Source organism: Tenericutes bacterium MZ-XQ (assembly GCA_002838205.1).
Classification (GTDB): Bacteria; Bacillota_I; Bacilli_A; order Acholeplasmatales; family Acholeplasmataceae; genus Mariniplasma.
On sequence record CP017950.1, the window covers coordinates 882,067 to 900,313 of the forward strand.

At 32.3% G+C, this 18,247-nt stretch carries 16 protein-coding genes; 1 reads left to right on the forward strand and 15 read right to left on the reverse strand.

Annotated elements, in window-relative coordinates:
• Positions 1 to 36: 36 nt before the first annotated feature.
• Entirely contained in the window at positions 37 to 1,968 is a 1,932-nt protein-coding gene (locus tag BK011_04390; GenBank protein ID AUD64951.1) for a threonine--tRNA ligase, read from the reverse strand.
• Positions 1,969 to 2,287: 319 nt separating this feature from the next.
• Here BK011_04390 and BK011_04395 point away from each other — a divergent pair, with 319 nt between their 5' ends.
• Positions 2,288 to 3,514 (forward strand): hypothetical protein, encoded by a 1,227-nt coding sequence (locus BK011_04395; GenBank protein AUD64952.1) that lies wholly within the window; start codon positions 2,288 to 2,290, stop codon positions 3,512 to 3,514.
• A gap of 381 nt (positions 3,515 to 3,895) precedes the next feature.
• On the opposite strand, the gene BK011_04400 is transcribed toward BK011_04395, so the two are convergent.
• The 14 genes from BK011_04400 to BK011_04465 all read right to left on the reverse strand — a co-directional run bounded on the left by BK011_04400 (position 3,896) and on the right by BK011_04465 (position 18,239).
• Positions 3,896 to 4,708 (reverse strand): hypothetical protein, encoded by an 813-nt coding sequence (locus tag BK011_04400; GenBank protein ID AUD64953.1) that lies wholly within the window; start codon positions 4,706 to 4,708, stop codon positions 3,896 to 3,898.
• On the reverse strand, positions 4,705 to 5,868 hold the full coding sequence (locus tag BK011_04405; GenBank protein AUD64954.1) for a hypothetical protein: 1,164 nt from the start codon (positions 5,866 to 5,868) through the stop codon (positions 4,705 to 4,707). The genes BK011_04400 and BK011_04405 overlap by 4 nt, the downstream gene beginning before the upstream one ends.
• On the reverse strand, positions 5,858 to 6,469 hold the full coding sequence (locus BK011_04410) for a dephospho-CoA kinase (protein AUD64955.1): 612 nt from the start codon (positions 6,467 to 6,469) through the stop codon (positions 5,858 to 5,860). Before BK011_04410 ends, BK011_04405 begins: the two co-directional genes overlap by 11 nt.
• The gene (locus BK011_04415; protein AUD64956.1) at positions 6,444 to 7,253 is read right to left on the reverse strand and encodes a DNA-formamidopyrimidine glycosylase; all 810 of its coding nucleotides are present in this window, start codon (positions 7,251 to 7,253) and stop codon (positions 6,444 to 6,446) included. Before BK011_04415 ends, BK011_04410 begins: the two co-directional genes overlap by 26 nt.
• A gap of 8 nt (positions 7,254 to 7,261) precedes the next feature.
• A complete protein-coding gene (locus BK011_04420; protein ID AUD66146.1) occupies positions 7,262 to 9,883 on the reverse strand; it encodes a DNA polymerase I in 2,622 nt (873 codons plus the stop codon).
• Between the two features lie 79 nt (positions 9,884 to 9,962).
• Complete coding sequence (locus BK011_04425) at positions 9,963 to 11,369, reverse strand: signal recognition particle protein (protein AUD64957.1); 1,407 nt, start codon at positions 11,367 to 11,369, stop codon at positions 9,963 to 9,965.
• Complete coding sequence (locus tag BK011_04430; protein ID AUD64958.1) at positions 11,369 to 11,683, reverse strand: hypothetical protein; 315 nt, start codon at positions 11,681 to 11,683, stop codon at positions 11,369 to 11,371. Before BK011_04430 ends, BK011_04425 begins: the two co-directional genes overlap by 1 nt.
• Before the next feature lie 9 nt (positions 11,684 to 11,692).
• Positions 11,693 to 12,649, reverse strand: coding sequence for a signal recognition particle-docking protein FtsY (locus BK011_04435; GenBank protein ID AUD64959.1), 957 nt, complete (start codon positions 12,647 to 12,649; stop codon positions 11,693 to 11,695).
• Between the two features lie 56 nt (positions 12,650 to 12,705).
• Positions 12,706 to 13,206: a lipid hydroperoxide peroxidase gene (locus tag BK011_04440; protein AUD64960.1), complete on the reverse strand. Its 501-nt coding sequence runs from the start codon at positions 13,204 to 13,206 to the stop codon at positions 12,706 to 12,708.
• 205 nt (positions 13,207 to 13,411) lie between these two features.
• The gene (locus BK011_04445; protein AUD64961.1) at positions 13,412 to 15,226 is read right to left on the reverse strand and encodes a DNA topoisomerase I; all 1,815 of its coding nucleotides are present in this window, start codon (positions 15,224 to 15,226) and stop codon (positions 13,412 to 13,414) included.
• Between the two features lie 160 nt (positions 15,227 to 15,386).
• Positions 15,387 to 15,899: a hypothetical protein gene (locus BK011_04450; GenBank protein AUD64962.1), complete on the reverse strand. Its 513-nt coding sequence runs from the start codon at positions 15,897 to 15,899 to the stop codon at positions 15,387 to 15,389.
• Entirely contained in the window at positions 15,874 to 16,527 is a 654-nt protein-coding gene (locus BK011_04455; GenBank protein ID AUD64963.1) for a ribonuclease HII, read from the reverse strand. The genes BK011_04450 and BK011_04455 overlap by 26 nt, the downstream gene beginning before the upstream one ends.
• The gene (locus BK011_04460) at positions 16,514 to 17,377 is read right to left on the reverse strand and encodes a ribosome biogenesis GTPase YlqF (GenBank protein AUD64964.1); all 864 of its coding nucleotides are present in this window, start codon (positions 17,375 to 17,377) and stop codon (positions 16,514 to 16,516) included. Before BK011_04460 ends, BK011_04455 begins: the two co-directional genes overlap by 14 nt.
• Positions 17,370 to 18,239, reverse strand: coding sequence for a signal peptidase I (locus BK011_04465; GenBank protein AUD64965.1), 870 nt, complete (start codon positions 18,237 to 18,239; stop codon positions 17,370 to 17,372). Before BK011_04465 ends, BK011_04460 begins: the two co-directional genes overlap by 8 nt.
• Between the last annotated feature and the right edge of the window lie 8 nt (positions 18,240 to 18,247).

Consider the following 18,247-nt stretch of genomic DNA (forward strand, 5'->3'; position numbering starts at 1 on the left):
CGAGTTACGATTTTTTTCATAACTCGACTGTTTTTTTTACTTTAAAGTTTCTTTAAGTTCTTTTTGAATCATGTTTTCAAACGCTTCAAGTGAAACAGTAATTTGTGCGGTTTCACCATATTTACGATAAGTGACCTCTCCCTGCTCAGCTTCTTTATCCCCTAAAACTAACGCGTAAGGAATCTTCATGGTTTGTGCTTCTCTAATCTTGTATCCAAGTTTTTCTTCTCTTAAATCAGATTCTACACGATAACCTTTGTATTTTAACGATTCATGAACTTTTTTCACATAATCCATATGTGCAGAGACATTAACAGGTAATACTTTGACTTGAACTGGTGCTAACCAGAAAGGAAATGCACCTTTGTACTCCTCTGTTAAGTATGCAACAAAACGTTCCATGGTTGATACAATACCTCTATGGATAACCACTGGTCTTTGATCATTTTTACCATCTTCGCCAACATAAGTTAAATCAAATCGTTCTGGAAGTAAAAAGTCAAGTTGAATGGTTGACAATGTTTCGCTATTACCTAATGCAGTTTTGACTTGAACATCTAATTTTGGACCATAAAATGCTGCTTCGCCTACAGCTTCAAAATACTCAACACCAAACTCATCTAAAGCTTCTTTTAGCATACGTTCTGCTTTATTCCACATCTCATCATTTGGGAAATATTTTTCAGTATCTTCAGGATCTCTATAGCTTAATCTAAACTTATAATCTGTGATATTGAAATCTCTATAAACCGCAAGAAGTAACTCCATTGTGCGTTTAAATTCATCTTTGATTTGATCCGGTCTTACAAAGATATGTGCATCATTCAGTGTCATTTCACGGACACGTTGTAGCCCTGATAAAGCACCTGATTTTTCATAACGGTGCATCATACCTAGTTCTGCAATTCTTAAAGGTAATTCTCTATATGAATGAACATCATTTTTATACATAATCATGTGATGTGGACAGTTCATTGGTCTGATGACTAGCATTTCACCATCTCCCATATCCATTGGTGGAAACATAGAATCTTGATAATGATCCCAGTGTCCTGAAGTCTTATAAACATCAACATTTGCAAGTATTGGTGTATAAACATGCATATAGCCTAGAGATATCTCAACATCTGTAATATATCTTTCAATCACACGACGGATGGTTGCGCCTTTAGGCAGCCAGAAAGGTAGACCTTGACCAGCTTCTTTTGAGATCATGAATAAACCTAGCTCTTTACCAAGCTTACGATGATCTCTTTGCTTTCTTTCTTCAAGTAAAATTAAATGATCATCTAGTGCCTTTTTGCTAAAGAAACTTGTACCATAAATTCTAACAAGCATTTTATTGTCGCTGTTACCTCTCCAATAAGCACCTGCTAAGTTTAAAAGTTTAAAGTGTTTGATTTGTTTTGTGTTTAACACATGTCCACCACGACATAAATCAACAAAATTCCCTTGACGATAGACTGTGAGTTGTGTATGTTTATAATCTTCGATAATTTCTAATTTATATGGGTCATGGCTAAAAATCTTTTGCGCTTGTTCATATGTGACTTCATCTCTTAAAATATCAAAACCTTCTTCAGCTAGCTCATGCATTCTCTTTTCAATTTTTACTAGATCTTGATCACTGATCTTCTCATCACCAAAATCAACATCATAATAAAAACCTTCTTCGATATAAGGTCCCACACCAAAACAAGCTTGTGGATACAAACTAACGATTGCTTGAGCCATTAAATGAGCTGTTGAGTGATTGATAACATCTAATGCTTTCTCATCTTTCTCTGTTAGAAGTGATAGTTTACCGTCTTCTTCAAGTTTTCTATTCAGTTCTACATAACCATCATTAAATATAGCCGCAATCGCTTTTTTCGCTAAACTGATGGATATACCTTGGGTAATTTCATAAGGTGTAATGCCTTTTTCATAATCTTTTTGACTTCCGTCTGGAAATGTAATTTTAATCATTTTCCCACTCCTCGTATAATATGTAGTGTAGATTTAGGTTGATACCTTACTACATATCATTATTTATAAGTTTGAAGTCCTAGTGTTATAATTAAATCAAGATGTAACCAGAAGAATCTGCTTCCACTCCTTGCACATCATGGTGCTATTTAAGCGTGCAAACCTGCTTGATTGGCTTATCTGCTAACCGGTTGTTGTTACCCGTTAGATTTCACTCAACTTCTATGTCTAACGGTGGTTTCTTATTGGCGAGGCTGCAGTTGTCTTTCAAGGCTAGGACTTCTCTTATATCTATTTTCCCTTGAAAGAAGGTGTTCTTTTGAATCATACTTTATGTGTTGGTATTGACGTTGCTAAACTGTCCAATCACGTTTATGCACTTAACTTTAATCGTGATAAACTTTTATCTGTCAATATTCCTAATACCCAAGATGGTGCGAACTTAATTGAAACGCATATTTTAAAACTTCTTGATAAACATCATCTCTCTAAAGTCATTGTCATCTTAGAGTCAACTGGTGTTTACTCCGGTCATCTTGCGACCTACTTATCAGCTTCTAAGTTTTTGAGTGTTTTCGATATCAAAGTTTATCTCATCAATCCTAAAATTTCTAAAAATTATAGAAAAAGTTTTGCTGATATGGATAAAACTGATCCTAAAGATGCTTACATCTTAGCTGATATTGCTAGAGTTGGAAGAACCGATGAGTTAACTCCCTTTAAAGGTGGTCAAAGACTTGCTTTAGAAAGACTCACAAGGCATAGACTTCATATTGCTGAAAAACTATCCAATGAGAAGGTTTATGCCCTTAATAACGTGTTTATAAAGTTTTCTAACTTTGAAACTATATTTTCTAATAACTTTGGATCAACTGCTGTTGATCTCTTATTAGATTATAAAACCATTGATGATATTATCGATTCATCTTTAGAAGATTTATCTGACTTTGTTGCTAAATCAAGTAAAAATCGCTTTGATAATTCACTTGATATCGCTGCTAAGATCCAAAAAGCTGCTAGAGATTCTTATCGTCTTGATAAAGTTTCTTATGATCCTATTAATACAGCTCTCGCCTCATCCATAAATGTCATTAAATGTTATGAACATGAAATGAAAGATATTGATAAAGCCATTTTGCGACAAGTCGCTGGGTTTAATCATGATCACTATCAAATCTTAACGTCTATACCTGGTATTGGTAAAGTTTATGCAGCCGGTATCTTAGCTGAGATTGTTGATATTAGTCAGTTTGAATCCAATGATGCACTTGCTAAATATGCAGGTATTACCTGGCGTAAAAATCAATCCGGGAAATTCACCGCTGATGAGACTTACATGACTAAAACTGGAAATAAATATTTGCGCTACTTTTTAATCCAAGCAGCCAACATGGCTAGAATTCATATACCTGAGTATCGTGATTTTTATCATAAGAAATATGATGAAGTCACGACTCATCAACACAAACGTGCACTCGCCTTAACTGCTAGAAAACTTATTCGTCTTATCTATGGTTTGTTGAGTACCAATAGACTTTATAAGTAAAACTTAATTAGATTAATTCTTATAACTTTTACTTTTTTAAGCATGTCTTTAAATGATGCTTTTTATTAAATTTTACTCGTTTTTTTAATTTTTAGTGCTTGACATCTTTACCGGTTGCTTTTTAAATAAAAAAATCCTTAGACAATTTGTCTAAGGACGAATATATTCGCGGTACCACCTTAGTTCTAGGTATCCCTAGCACTTATGTCATTGATAACGGGTGTGACCCGGATTAGTTTTTGTCTAATCTACTCCAAGGTAGTAACTTATATCTGTTCACAGCTTTCACCATCCTGTGTCGCTTAAGGGCGATATAAATCTTGTCCTCTTCTTCGTATTCATATCTATTATATCACTAGTATTTTAAATTACAAGTGTTTTTTATTCGCTATATGGCTCTTCTGATAGTTTTACATAATGCATCAAATCTTTAAATCTTTGAATGAGTCTTCCTGCTTTCATGCGGTTCGTTTCATCTTTTTGAAGTGTCAGTGCATCTAAAAGTTGAACAAGTGAAAAGTTTGAACTGATAAAAACTGGAAGTTTAGCAGATAATCGATACTGCATCACAGGAACGATGATTTCATCTCTAAACCAAGAACTCATGTTTTCTCCACCAAAATCATCAAGCATCAAAATATCAGCTTGTTTAAGTTTATTGATCCGTTCTTCTAAATTACCTTCATTCATACCTTGTCTAATCGAACGAATTAAATCAGGCACATACACAAATAAAACTGCGATGTTTCTAAGTGCTAATTCTTGGGCAATGGCAGAAAGTAAATATGATTTACCAGTGCCATATCTTCCGTAGATAAACAACCCTTTTTCGTATCGATCTTTTTTATAATGGTCTAAAAAGTTTTGAGCTTTTTCAAAAGCATGCTCTCTTTCCTCGTTAAAGCATCTAAAATCTTTTAAACTTGCATCTTGGATGTATACTTCAGAATCATAGAACTTAAGATTTTTTCTTATCTTTTCTTTTTTTAGCTCCAAAGCTTTTTCTTTGGTTGGTCGATATATGATTTCAATATAAGGATCAGTTTTTAAAACAATCTCATAACCATCAACAATCGGTTTTTCTTTTTTTTGAACGATATATTGATATACTTTATTGACATCAACATCTAAGATATCTAAATGCTTTGTTTCATCGTATTTAGCAATCTCTTTTCTCATTTCATCTATGGTCATGACGATTCCTCCATTTTCTCTAACTCTTTTACGTAATCATCCATCCAGTCCGGCTCATTAACTTTTTGAACTTTCTTTTTCTTTCCCCAAGTATGCTCTAACTGCGTTGAATAATTGAGTGCATCTTCTGTCGTTAGAATGCCTTTATTTAACCAATCGTGAAGGACTGTTTCCATATACTTCAATCCTGGTAGTACACCATCTTTCTGTTTTAAAACTAACATCAAAATGACATTGATAATCCCTGGATCTACATGATTTCTTTCAATCAGAGAGGTTGCGGTTTGAAGTGCAATCCCTTGAAAATCAAGTTTACTATATTTTTGAATAATTACTTGAGGAGGTAAGGTTTTAATTAAATCTGTTTTTGGAATCTCTTTTTCTTTGATCGATAAGATTTGATTCTTATTCTCATAATAAAGTTTCGCTTTATGATTTAATGCTTGAAAGTTAGCGGTTTGTTTTGATTTGGTTGCTTCAATATAGATTTCTACCATATCTTCAATGTTAAATTGATAAACAAACGCAATCTTTGAGATTTGTTTTTGTAGTCTTTGGTTTAACAACTGTGAGTTTTTTAATCTCTCAGGTAACATTTCAACAAACTTATTGTAGTCAAAATGATATCCGATATGACTACCACCATTTTGTTTCCTACCTTGGAACTCATAATCCAGTTTAAGCAAATTAAGGCTCTTAAACTCATACATGGAATCAAATGGTTTCGTGATATTGTTATAACCATCTAGACTTGGCACTTCAATTTTAAATAAACTAGCAATCCAATCCACGTGTTTTTCACCGATTTCTGATTGCAAATAACTACCAAAAACAGTGTCCAGTAAGAATTGTTTTGCGGATAATGGTGTTTTAACAACATATATATAATCATCAGTTTGCTGATAAACTTCGAGTAAGTTTAGTGCTTCTAACTTATTTCTCATCTTTAAAAAATCGGTTTGTCTTAAATCAAGTAAATCAAAGAGTTGTTGATGTTCTAACTTGATTTCCGGTTGTTGATGATTAAGTTGATAAAATGTAATATACAAACTATGGGCTTCAACGCCAAGTAGTGGCTGATATAAAAGTGCTAAGACTTTGAAGTCTTGGCTCGATAAATCAAAAGATTTATGTATTCTAAATGTTGAACTATTTCTCATCTTCTAACCCTCTAATAAACTGATCGATTTGATAATATAGATAGTTAAGATCCAATTGATTATCAAATATGACATCTGCTTTTACTTTCTTTTCTTCAATGTCTAATTGTGCATCTATGCGTTTTTCTGCTTCATTTTGTGACAAACTATCTCTTTTCATCAAGCGATCGATTTGAATCGATCGATTCACATAGACTAAACAAGTAACATTACATTTCTTTTCATATCCCACTTCAAATAAAAGTGGCATATCGATAACAAATAAATGTTTTTCTTCATGTGATTCTATAAATTTATGAATCTCATTATATACATAAGGATGGATGATATCATTTAGTTTTAGCCTAAGTCTTTTATCATTAAATATCAGTTGACTTAACTTCTTTTTATCTACTTTTGTTCTAATAGCAAAGCCAAAAAGTGATTCAGCTTTTTGAATCATTTCTTCGTTTTCATTCCACAGTTTTTTAACAATTTGATCACTATCAATCACTGTTAAGCCTTTTTCTTGAAAATACTTTGATGCAGTTGTTTTACCTGAAGCGATACCACCGGTAAGTCCAATGATATACGGTTTAGGTTTGGCATGATGGGCAGACATAAGAACCACGTCCTGCTACTTTAATTTTTATGATTGTTGTGCCACAAATCGGGCAAGGTTCACCCTTTTTTGTGTGCACATTAAGCTCATTTTGAAATCGACCATGTACACCTAAAGATGATGTATATGATCTTATGGTTGTTCCTCCAAGTTGAACTGCTTTTTCTAAAACAGATGTTGCTGCTAATATGAGTTTTTCAGCATCTTTTTTCGTAATACTTTTTGATTTTCTTACTGGATGGATCTTTGCAAGAAACAAAGTTTCATCGACATATATATTTCCAAGACCACTGATGATATGTTGATCAAGGAGACTTGCTTTGATCGGTCTTTCTGATTTATGGATCTTAGCATAAAAATCTTTAGGATTCAAATCTTTAGGTTCTAAACCTAACTCATTTAATGGATATTCATTTAAGTATGTCTCTAAAGGTAGGACATGCATCGTACCAAACTTCCTAACATCATGATATCTTAGTTGTAATCCACTTTTAAATGTAAAGATGATATGCTCATGTTTATCATAAGGTTCAGTTGTTTTAATGAAAAATTTACCTTCCATTCTTAAATGCATGATTACCACATGATGATCTAATATAAATATCAAATATTTCCCCATACGCTTGATATCGTGTATGGTTTGATTGATTAATGTATGCTTAAAATCTTTAAGTTCAGTTTTAATAATATTTGGATATCTGATTAAGGTATCAGCAATCACTTGGTCTTTTAATTTCAAAAGTAAGGTACGCCTTACAGTTTCTACTTCTGGAAGTTCTGGCATATCATCACCTATTTTAAATCATACCAAGTTTTACCAACATCACATGATGTTTCAAGTTCAACTTTAAGTTCAACTGCTTTTTTCATCATACTTGGTACAATCTCTTTCATTTCTTCAAGTTCATCTTCTGGAACTTCTAAGATGAGCTCATCGTGAACTTGTAATAATATTTTTGATTTTTTCTTTTCTTTTTTTAGGTAATTGTATAAATCCACCATTGCTTTTTTCAAGATATCTGCTGCACTGCCTTGAATAGGTGCATTTAATGCTGTTCTTTCGCCAAAAGCTCTTTGTGTATATACACTTGATTTAAGTTCAGGGATATATCTTCTTCTATGCATGATGGTTTCAACATATTCATGTTCTTTTGCATAGTCAACGATATCTTCCATGTATTTTTTGATTTCAGGATATAGATTTAAATAATCATCAATAAACCGTTGAGCTTCTTTAGCAGAAACATCAATATCTTCAGCTAAACTCCAAGCACCAATCCCATAAATGATTCCAAAATTAACCGCTTTTGCGGCTCTTCTTTGTTCAGGCGTTATATCCTCTTTATGGAAGATTTCTTGAGCTGTCTTAGTATGAATGTCTTTTTGCTCATTAAATGCTTCAATTAATTTCTTAACATCAGCCATTGATGCTAAAACTCGAAGTTCAATTTGTGAGTAGTCAGCACCTAAAAAGTAAGTATCATTTTTAGAGATGAATATTTTTCTAATTTGTCTACCTTCTTCAGTTCTAATCGGAATGTTTTGCAAATTAGGGTCTAAAGATGATAATCTTCCAGTGGTTGTTAAAGCTTGGTTGTAGATTGTATGAACTTTACCATCATCAAATAAATTCTGTTCTAGACCAATGATGTAAGTCGAATATAGTTTGGATAGTTGTCTATAATCAAGAATTTTTTCAATGATTGGGTGTTTACCTTTAAGTTTATTTAAAACATCAACGTTTGTTGAATATCCAGTCTTTGTTTTCTTTCCATTTGGAAGATTTAAGTCTTCAAATAGGATTTCACCTAACTGTTTTGGACTTGAGACATTAAAATCTTTACCAGCAAGTTTAATAATATCTTTTTCTAGTATACCAATACGCTCATTTAGATCTTCTTTTTGGATTTTAAGCTCATTTTGATCGACACTCAGTCCTTCATATTCCATTTCTGCTAGAACGTGTGATAAGGGTAACTCTATGTCTATTAATAAATGGAATTGTTCTTGATCTTTCAACTCTTTAATGAGTTTATCTTTTAATAAATATATCGCTTTTGCTTTTGATGCAATATGTCTATAATAAATTTCTTTTTCAGGTAACCCTTTTTTAGCTCCTCTACCATAGATCGTTTCATCATATTGAATATCTTCATAATGAAAATTAGAGACAATTCTTTTAAACTCTTCTTTTCCTAAATGTGAATTAATTAAATATGCTGCAAGTAAAAGATCAAAAGATACATGAGATATGTTTAAACCTTGCCATAAAAGATATACTTTGGTCGCTTTTAAGTCATAAACATATTTTTGATATCTATCATCAGCTAAATACATTTGGAAATTGATAGATGATAAGGCAACATCCGGATGAATCACATAATGGTTTTTTCCATCTGAAAGTCCAACACCCCAGAGTTCTGCTTTATGGTAGTTGTAATCACTAAATTCAAAATGAACAGCCAAATCTTGATTCAAAATAGATTCCAGTGTTTTTTCATCTTCAATTTCTTGATAACTCCAGTTGGTATCTTCTTGTTGAACAGGTTCTTCCATTTTTCTAACAAAAACATGGAGATCTAAGTCTTGATAAAAACGGATGAGTTCATCTGTTTTCGCAGGTTTTTTATCAATATTTTCTACATGGTAATCAATATCACAATCGAGTTGAATCGTCACTAGATCCTTACTCATAATTGCGCTATCTCTATGTTCTCTGATACGTTCACCAAGTTTTCCTTTGATGTCGTCTTGATGCTCTAATATATTTTCTAACGTTTCGTATTCTTTTAAGAGTTTAATCGCAGTTTTCTCACCAACACCTGGAACTCCAGGAATATTATCTGATGGATCACCCATGAGTGCTTTTAAATCAATCATTTGATGATGCGTTAAATCATATGTTTCTTTTAATAATTTAGGGTCAAAGTCATGAACTTCTTTCATGCCTTTTTTGAGTAGATGAACAGTGATTTGATCATCAACCAATTGAAGTAAATCCTTATCACTAGAGTATACATCAACATGATATCCCTTTTGGCTTGCTTCTTTCGCAAGTGTTCCAATGATATCATCAGCTTCATATCCAGCTTTGGAATAGGCAGTTACACCGTTGAGTTCAATATACTGATTAACCAAAGGAATTTGCTCTGCTAATTCTTCAGGCATTTTTTGTCTACCTGCTTTATATCCTTCGTAGGCAAGGTGTCTTTTGGTAGGTTCTTTCGTATCAAAAGCAACTAAAACATGCTCGGTTTCATTTGTCACTATTTTTTCAAACATACCTACAAAAGCAAACACAGCATTTGTGTATGTTCCCTTGGATGATTGCATCAGTTTAGCGCTTGGATAAGCCGTTGCATAATAAGCTCTAAATAGTATGGAATTACCATCGATTAGTGTAATCTTCTTCATCATATCATACCCCTTTATTTCATTTTAACATGTGATTGTCAAATACTTTTCCACATTTTTTGTGGATAATTAAAAAGGATCAACGTATCCTAAATTGACCCTTTCCTTTACCTTTTCCCTTTTTCTGTTTCTGATTTTGAAAAGCTTGAGTAGGATTTTTTGATAAGCTTTCTAGTTGTCTTTCATCCATATGCATCATTTTTTTCATCATCTTCTTTTGTGCATCTAATGCTTGTCTTAAACGGTTAAGTTCGGCAACACTCATGCCTGCACCTTTAGCAATTCTTTCTCTACGTCTTGAACTTTGATCGATTAAAGTTGGATCTTTACGTTCTTTTTCAGTCATGGAAGTAATTAATACACCCATTTTTTCGAATTGTTTATCATCTATGTTAGAAGCTGCATCTTTGATTTTACCCATGCCTGGCATAAACCCTAAGATTTTACTCATTGAACCCATACGCTTAATCATTTTGAATTGTTTTAACAAGTCATTATAGTTAAATGTATCACTCATGAGTTTTTCCATCATGTTTTTAGCTTCATCTTCATCAATTGCATCTGTTGCTTTTTCGATTAATGTTAAGACATCACCCATACCAAGAATTCTTTGAGCCATACGTTCTGGGTGAAAGACTTCAAATGCATCCATTTTCTCACCTGTTGATGAGAACTTAATAGGAATACCTGATACCTCTTTAATAGATAATGCAGCACCACCTCGTGTGTCACCATCCATTTTGGTTAATATTGCACCTGTAGCATTTAACTGATCATGAAAACTTTTAGCAACATTTGCTGCATCTTGACCGGTCATTGCATCTACTGTAAGTAGTATTTCATTAGGATTTGCGATTTTCTTTACATCAAGTAACTCTTGCATCATATTCTCATCGATATGCAAACGTCCTGCTGTATCGATAATCACAACATCAAATTTATGTTCTTTAGCATATTGAAGGCCATTTTTTACAATGGTTCTTGCATCAATTAAGCCTTCTTCATAAACTTCAATATCAATTTGTTTACCAATCGTTACTAACTGATCAATAGCAGCTGGACGATAAACGTCTGCAGCAATAAACAAGACCTTTTTCTTCTCAGCCTTTCTTATATAAACACCAAGTTTTCCAATTGCTGTTGTTTTACCAGTCCCTTGAAGACCAATCGTCATAATCGTTGTAATACCGTTGATATTATATCTAATACCTTCAGCTTCATCACCCATGACGCGTTTTAGCTCATCATGAACAATTTTAACAACTTGCTGACCTGGATTTAGCCCTTTTAAGATTTTTTCACCAACAGCTTGTTCTTTGACGTGATTAATAAATTGTTTAACAACTTTAAAATTAACATCTGCTTCAAGAAGAGATAACCTTACTTCGCGCATCATCTCATCGATATCTTTTTCTGTTAAAAAACCTCGACCAGTGATTCTGCGCATTGCCATTTGTAATCTCGAAGATAATGAATTTTCTGCCATTACTCATCCAACTTTCTAAGCTCATCGATCAACTGTTTATACGTTTCACATGTCAGTTGATCCATGATATCTAATCTTTTTTGTTTCTTTTCTAATAGTTTAAGCTTTTCTTCATAAGAAAAAAGATGTTGTTCTACTTTTTTGAGTTGATCAAAAATAGCATTTCTACTCACATGAAGAAGTTCTGAAATTTCTTGAAGTGAATAATCTTCTTGATAATAATACTTAAAGTATTCTACTTGTTTATCAGTAAGCAATGCTTGATAAAGATCAAATAATTCATTGAGTTGTTCTTTTTTCTCTAGTGTTTCCATAAATACCTCTTAGAAGAAATCTTCAAATAAACCATAGATATATTGTTCAATATCAAAATAGACTAAATCATCTATTTTTTCACCTAATCCTACGTATTTAATCGGCAAATCATATAAGTGTCTAATTGCTAAAACGATACCGCCTTTTGCTGTACCATCTAGTTTTGTTAAGATAATCCCAGACACATCGGTTGCTTCTTTAAAAACTTCAGCTTGACGCATACCATTTTGACCTGTTGTTGCATCAATTACTAAAAGTGTTTCTTGTGGTGCATTAGGTAAAGTCTTTTGAATGACTCTTTTCATCTTTTCTAGTTCTTTCATCAAGTTGACTTTTGTTTGTAATCGTCCTGCTGTATCACACAAAATAATATCGTATTTCTCCTTTTTAGCAAGTTCAATCGCATCATAAATCACACTGGATGGATCACTACCTTCGCCTTTAGAAAATACAAATGTGCCACTTCTTTGACCCCAAATCTTAAGTTGTTCGATAGCACCAGCTCTAAATGTGTCACCAGCAACCATCATCACTTTTTTACCTTCATTTTGAAGTTGTTTAGCCAGTTTACCGATAGTTGTTGTTTTACCTACACCATTAACACCTACAAAAAGATAAACATTAAGTTCACCTTCATCATAGTTTAATTCTGTGTTTAAGAGTTCGCCTTTAAGATAAATTTCAAACATCTTATCAACGATCATTTCTGCAAGATCATTAGGATCTGTGATGTGCTTGTTTTCAACATCAGCTCTTAATGATTCAATAAAATAAACTACTGTATCAACACCAATATCAGCTTGAATAAAAATATCTTCAAGTGCATCAAAAAGGTCATCGTTAATGACTTTAGATTCACTTAATATTTGTTTTAGATCTCCAAGGTTTTCTTTTGTTTTATGTAACCCCAGAGCATATTTATCATTTTTTTGTTTTTTTCCAAATAACTTTTTAAATAATCCCATGTTAACCTCTCATATAATCCTAAGATATTATACCATAAGAAAAAGAAAACCGAAAGTTATTCTTTCGGTAAGTTTTTAACAAAGCTAAGCAGTTCATCAAAGTTTAGATGTTGGCTCATTTCATCAACATATTCAAGATAAATGATCTTACGATTTTGGTCTAAAACGAAGACACTTCTCGCCTGTAATCTAAGTTCTTTGATATAAGTTCCATACTTGTTTGCAAAATCAAGTTCGATGTAATCACTTAATGTAATCACATTTTCTAAACCTGCATTTCCACACCATCTTGCTTGTGCAAAAGGTAAATCATTAGAAATAGTAAGCACTGTCAAATCATCAATTTCAGATAATTCTTGATTCACTGTTCTTGTTTGTCTGTCACATACAGTTGTATCTAGTGACGGTACGACATTTAAAATCACGTACTTTGATTTAAAATCTGCTAAATTCACATATTCATTTTTATGGTTTAAAGCTTTGAAATCCGGAGCAACATCTCCAACTTTTTTTGTATCACCGATAAGTGTTACAGGTTTGCCTTTAAATGTTTTCATATGAGACACTTCCTTCTAAAGTCTTAACAATATTATAACATATATTTTTATGGTTTTCATAAAAAGCGGCCTCCTGAAAAAGTTCAGAAGACCTATTAAGGGGATTTTGTGTATTTTCATACACTAAATAGGGGATAAGTAACATCCATTTTTTTGGATGCATAGATATATTATCACTTTTTAATGTGTTTGTAAAGCCTATCGATTATTTTGCGTTGTTATCTTGTTGTTTGTCGTCATTTTTAATGTATCTACACTTTGGAAAACCGCTGCAGGCAATAAACTCACCATATCTAGATTTTCTTACCACCAATGGCTTACCACATTTTGGACACAGCTCATCAGTCATCTTAGGTTCAATTTTTTTCATATGCTTTTGAGCATGTTCAACCATTGGAATGAAACTGTGATAAAACTTAGATACAATCTCAACACCAGATTCTTTAGCTTCAGCAATCTCATCTAATTTCTTTTCCATTTTTGATGTGTATTCAACATTTATGATTTTATGGAAAAATTCATCTAATTCCTTTGCAGTTAGTTTACCTTGATCTGTAGGTACAAATCGTTTATGTTCCATATGAACATATGCTCTATGCTTTAGTGTTTGAATAATCGATGCATATGTTGATGGTCGACCAATACCGAGTGATTCCATTTCCTTAATCAGTGTTGCTTCTGAATACCTTGCTGGAGGTGTTGTGACTTTCTCAATAGAGATAACTTTTTTTGCGTTCACTTCTTGATTCAGTTCTAATTTAGGTAAGAGTTTATCTTTATTTTTTTGTTCTTCAAAAACTCTTGTGTGACCATCAAAGACTAAGATAGAACCATCTAAATGGTAAATATTGCCATTTGAGTCTAAAGTAATCTTTGTACTTTCGAATACTGCATCACTCATGAGTGATGCTACTGCTCTTTCATAGATTCTTCTATATAACTTAGCTTCATCTTTATCAAGATATGCTTCCATCATTTCTGGTGTTCGATGTACTGATGTAGGTCTGATGGCTTCATGTGCATCTTGTGCATTTTCTTTCGTTGATGTTTTATAATGTCCTAAGTATTTTTTACCGTAATGTGATTCAATGTGTTGATTAGCTTCATCAATAAATGGTTGAGCTAATCTGTTTGAATCTGTACGCATATAAGTAATTAACCCTACAAGTTCACCATCAATATCAATACCTTCATAAAGTTTTTGAGCAACCATCATTGTTCTACTTGCACTCATGTATAAGTTATTGATTGCATCTTGTTGTAATGTTGATGTAATAAATGCTGGTTTAGATTTTCTTTTTGAAGTTTTTGTTTTTATATCTGTAACTTTAAATGGATTTGTAGATGTTTCTACAATTTGATCTGCTTCTTCTTTAGATAATCTTTTTTTACCAGGGATATGATAAGATGCCTTAAAATGTGGGAAATCAGCTTCTATTTCATAGTAAGTTTCAGGAATAAAAGCATCAATTTCCTTTTCTAAATCAACAATAAGTTTTAAAGCAACGCTTTGTACACGTCCTGCAGATTTAGATTTGATCTTTGATTGTAGTAATTTTGATAGCTTAAAGCCGATAATACGATCTAATATACGTCTTGCTTCTTGAGAGTTCACTAAGTCTTGATCAATTTTTCTTGGATGATTTAAAGCTTCAGTAATTGCTTGCTTCGTAATTTCTCTAAAGACAATACGGTTGTTTTCATTTGGATCTAAATCAAGAATTTGAGCAAGATGCCAACCAATGGCTTCTCCTTCTCGATCCTGGTCGGTTGCAATTAAAACTTCACGACCCTTAGCTTTAGATTTTAGTTCTTTTACTAATGTGTTTTTACCTGGAATAACTTTATAGCTTGGCTGAAAATCATTTTCGATATCAATGCCTAATCCATCTTTCCCAGAAGTTGCTAAATCTCTCACATGTCCTTTTGAAGATAAAACAAGCACGTCATTTCCTACATAACTTGCAATTGTTTTTGATTTTGATGGAGATTCCACAATGATTAATCTTTTTTGACTCATATATACACTTCCGTTTCCATATCTATTATAGTAAGTAAATTTTTAATGTCAAGCGAAAAGAGTATGCTTTTTTTTATATATATTTATATAATATATATCTTTTTTCATTTTATTTTAGCATTTATCAAGCAAAATTACTTGAAAAGAAAAAAGACGAATACTACTGTTCATCTTTTAAGTGTTTGAGCATCATGAGTTCTCTTTTTACCCATGGGATCTGTTTGGTATCTTTATTTAATAATAAACTATTTTGTTTGATGGCATCTTCTAAAGTCATATACTTAACTTTATAATCATATGTGATTTCATATGCACTAAGAGATTGATTACCCATATGATCTTCAACTTCACATGTATAGTATTTTGATTCCATATAGAAGATCTCATTATCCTTAAATGTTGATTTTCTTTTTTCAATGATCATCCCATACGGTTTCACACGATCCTTAATAATACTTAGTCCTGTTTCTTCTAAAACTTCTCTATATAATGTATCTATGTCTGACTCGTTTTTTTCTTGACCGCCGCCAGGAAATTTTATATCCTTATATAGAAGGCTTTGAATCAAGATATATTCATCTTCTTTTTTAATGATTGCTCTAACAGCAGTTCTTTTAAATATTAGATCGGTATCATTATAGTTTTTATCATCCAAAAAGTGTATGATCTTCATACTTTTTTCTCATTTCTTCTTTGATCATTGTTTTGATAGGTTCATATGATTTTCTATGGATTGGTGTATATCCATATTTTTTTATGAGTTCGATATGCTCTTTTGTGCCATACCCTTTATGCTGTTTAAAATTATATTTAGGGAATATTTTATCCATTTCAATCATGTACTGATCTCTTGTGGTTTTTGCAATAATAGATGCTGCAGCAATACTTATGGATTTTTGGTCGCCCTTTATGATGGATTCACTAGGAATATCTATTTCCATTGGCATTGCATCAATAAGTAAGAATTCAGGTTTTATTTTTAATTGCTTTATTGCAGAATACATAGCTTCTCTTGCTGCTCTATAAATGTTAATACGATCAATTTCATCAACAGATGCAATGCCTATACCTATGGCAAGTGCATGCGCTTTGATCTCTTCAAGTGCTTTTTCTCTTTGTTTCTCGGTTAATTTTTTGGAGTCATCAACGAGTTTTAGTTTCGCTCCTTTTTTTAAAATAACTGCAGCAGCAACCACTGGTCCTGCTAAAGGTCCTCTGCCTGCTTCATCAATACCAGCAATATATTTAACACCTTTATCATATAAAGCGTCTTCGTAATGATATAAATTATATTCTGTCAAATGATAATCCTCCCAGCTGCTTATTTCTAATATCAGTTAAGATGGTATGATAGACTCTATCATAATCGATTTCACTACCTTTTAAAAGCGCTCCTCTCTTACTTCCGATATGATCTAACATTTCCACATAATCATACATATCAAGAGGAATTTCGTATCTTTCTAGTAAGCGTTTAGGATAATGTGCTTTTAAAAAATCCATTGCATAATGACACACATCATCAATAGGAATGATATCATCCTTGATTGCTCCAGTAATCGCTAAATGATACCCTACTTTTTTATCTTCAAACTTAGGCCATAGTACACCCGGTGTATCTAACAGTTCAAAATTATCACCTAATTTTATCCATTGTTGTGCTTTAGTAACACCTGGTTTATTACCAGTCTTTGTTGCCTTTTTTTGTGATAGTGCATTAATAAGGGTTGATTTACCTACATTTGGTATACCTAATATCATCGTTCTTATCGGTCTTGGTTTAAGGCCTTTTGCTTTTTCACGATCTAATTTTTCTTTTAACACTAGTTTGGCCCGATCATATATTTTTTTTGTATTGATTTGTGATTGAGCATCAATTTTTATACCTTCGTAACCTAAAGATTGATAATAACTCATGTGTTTATTTAGAATAGTTGAATCTGCCAAATCCATTTTATTAAACAATAATAGAATGGGTTTGTTTTTCACTGTTTTTAAAATTTCAGGATTCATGGATGATATAGGCAGTCTTGCATCTAACAAAATCATAACCATATCCATCAGTTTAAGCTTTTCTTTGATTTCTCGAAAAGACTTAAACATATGTCCTGGATACCACTGGATTTGTTTTTCTGTTAATTTTTTATCCATGTGAAATACCTCCTAAAGGCGACAACTTATAAATCGCTTTACCAATCATATCCTCTTTGTGGATTGCACCAATGTTTCTACTGTCATATGAAAAAGATTCGTTATCGCCGAATGCAAAATATTGGTTTTCTCTTAACTTGTTATCTTGGTCTAGATAAGATAGCATTTTTAATCGACCTGCGTTATCTACTTCATAGATTTGAAAATATTGGTTTTGATAAACTACACCATTAATCAATATATGATAGGTTTCAGTTTGATCAATTTCTTCAAATGTGACTGTATCACCAGGAACTGCTACGACACGCTTAACAAAATAAACTTGATCTTGGTCATCATATTCACTTGATGTATTCACTTGTCTACCTGATGTATCTAAATATCTATCAGTAATATGGACAATGACAACATCATTTCTTTCTGGCATATAATTAAAGTGATACATCAAAACACGTTCACCATCAACGAGTGTTGATTCCATGGATTTTCCTTCTACATTTGTTGGTAATAAGAAGTACATAAATACCATAAGAATGAGCATCATCGAGATGCTTAAAAACGAAATCCAATCAAGGATTTCGTATTTATGTTTTTTCATAAATGATTCTATTTCAATATCTTTTTCTTCTAATGTCTCGTCATCAACATCTATGATTGGCTCAACCACTTCAAATTCTTTTTTGAAATGAAAATGATATATGCTAAATCCAATAGATATGAGTGCAATAACTGATGATACCCAATAGATTGATGTTGTCCATCTAATGTTTAATCTACTTACATCTAAAGCATAAAGCAATATATTGAAGATGATTAAAATAACTGCGATGAATAAACTGATATATGCTCTTTTTAATGTCATAGATTTCA

Coding starts and splice junctions, on each gene's coding strand:
- BK011_04390 (AUD64951.1), bottom strand. CDS start 1,968: ATGATTAAAATTACATTTCCAGACGGAAGTCAAAAAGATTATGAAAAA.
- BK011_04430 (AUD64958.1), bottom strand. CDS start 11,683: ATGGAAACACTAGAGAAAAAAGAACAACTCAATGAATTATTTGATCTT.
- BK011_04440 (AUD64960.1), bottom strand. CDS start 13,206: ATGAAAACATTTAAAGGCAAACCTGTAACACTTATCGGTGATACAAAA.
- BK011_04465 (AUD64965.1), bottom strand. CDS start 18,239: ATGACATTAAAAAGAGCATATATCAGTTTATTCATCGCAGTTATTTTA.
- BK011_04425 (AUD64957.1), bottom strand. CDS start 11,369: ATGGCAGAAAATTCATTATCTTCGAGATTACAAATGGCAATGCGCAGA.
- BK011_04415 (AUD64956.1), bottom strand. CDS start 7,253: ATGCCAGAACTTCCAGAAGTAGAAACTGTAAGGCGTACCTTACTTTTG.
- BK011_04450 (AUD64962.1), bottom strand. CDS start 15,899: ATGAAGATCATACACTTTTTGGATGATAAAAACTATAATGATACCGAT.
- BK011_04460 (AUD64964.1), bottom strand. CDS start 17,377: ATGGATAAAAAATTAACAGAAAAACAAATCCAGTGGTATCCAGGACAT.
- BK011_04410 (AUD64955.1), bottom strand. CDS start 6,469: ATGTCTGCCCATCATGCCAAACCTAAACCGTATATCATTGGACTTACC.
- BK011_04405 (AUD64954.1), bottom strand. CDS start 5,868: ATGAGAAATAGTTCAACATTTAGAATACATAAATCTTTTGATTTATCG.
- BK011_04445 (AUD64961.1), bottom strand. CDS start 15,226: ATGAGTCAAAAAAGATTAATCATTGTGGAATCTCCATCAAAATCAAAA.
- BK011_04420 (AUD66146.1), bottom strand. CDS start 9,883: ATGAAGAAGATTACACTAATCGATGGTAATTCCATACTATTTAGAGCT.
- BK011_04400 (AUD64953.1), bottom strand. CDS start 4,708: ATGACCATAGATGAAATGAGAAAAGAGATTGCTAAATACGATGAAACA.
- BK011_04435 (AUD64959.1), bottom strand. CDS start 12,649: ATGGGATTATTTAAAAAGTTATTTGGAAAAAAACAAAAAAATGATAAA.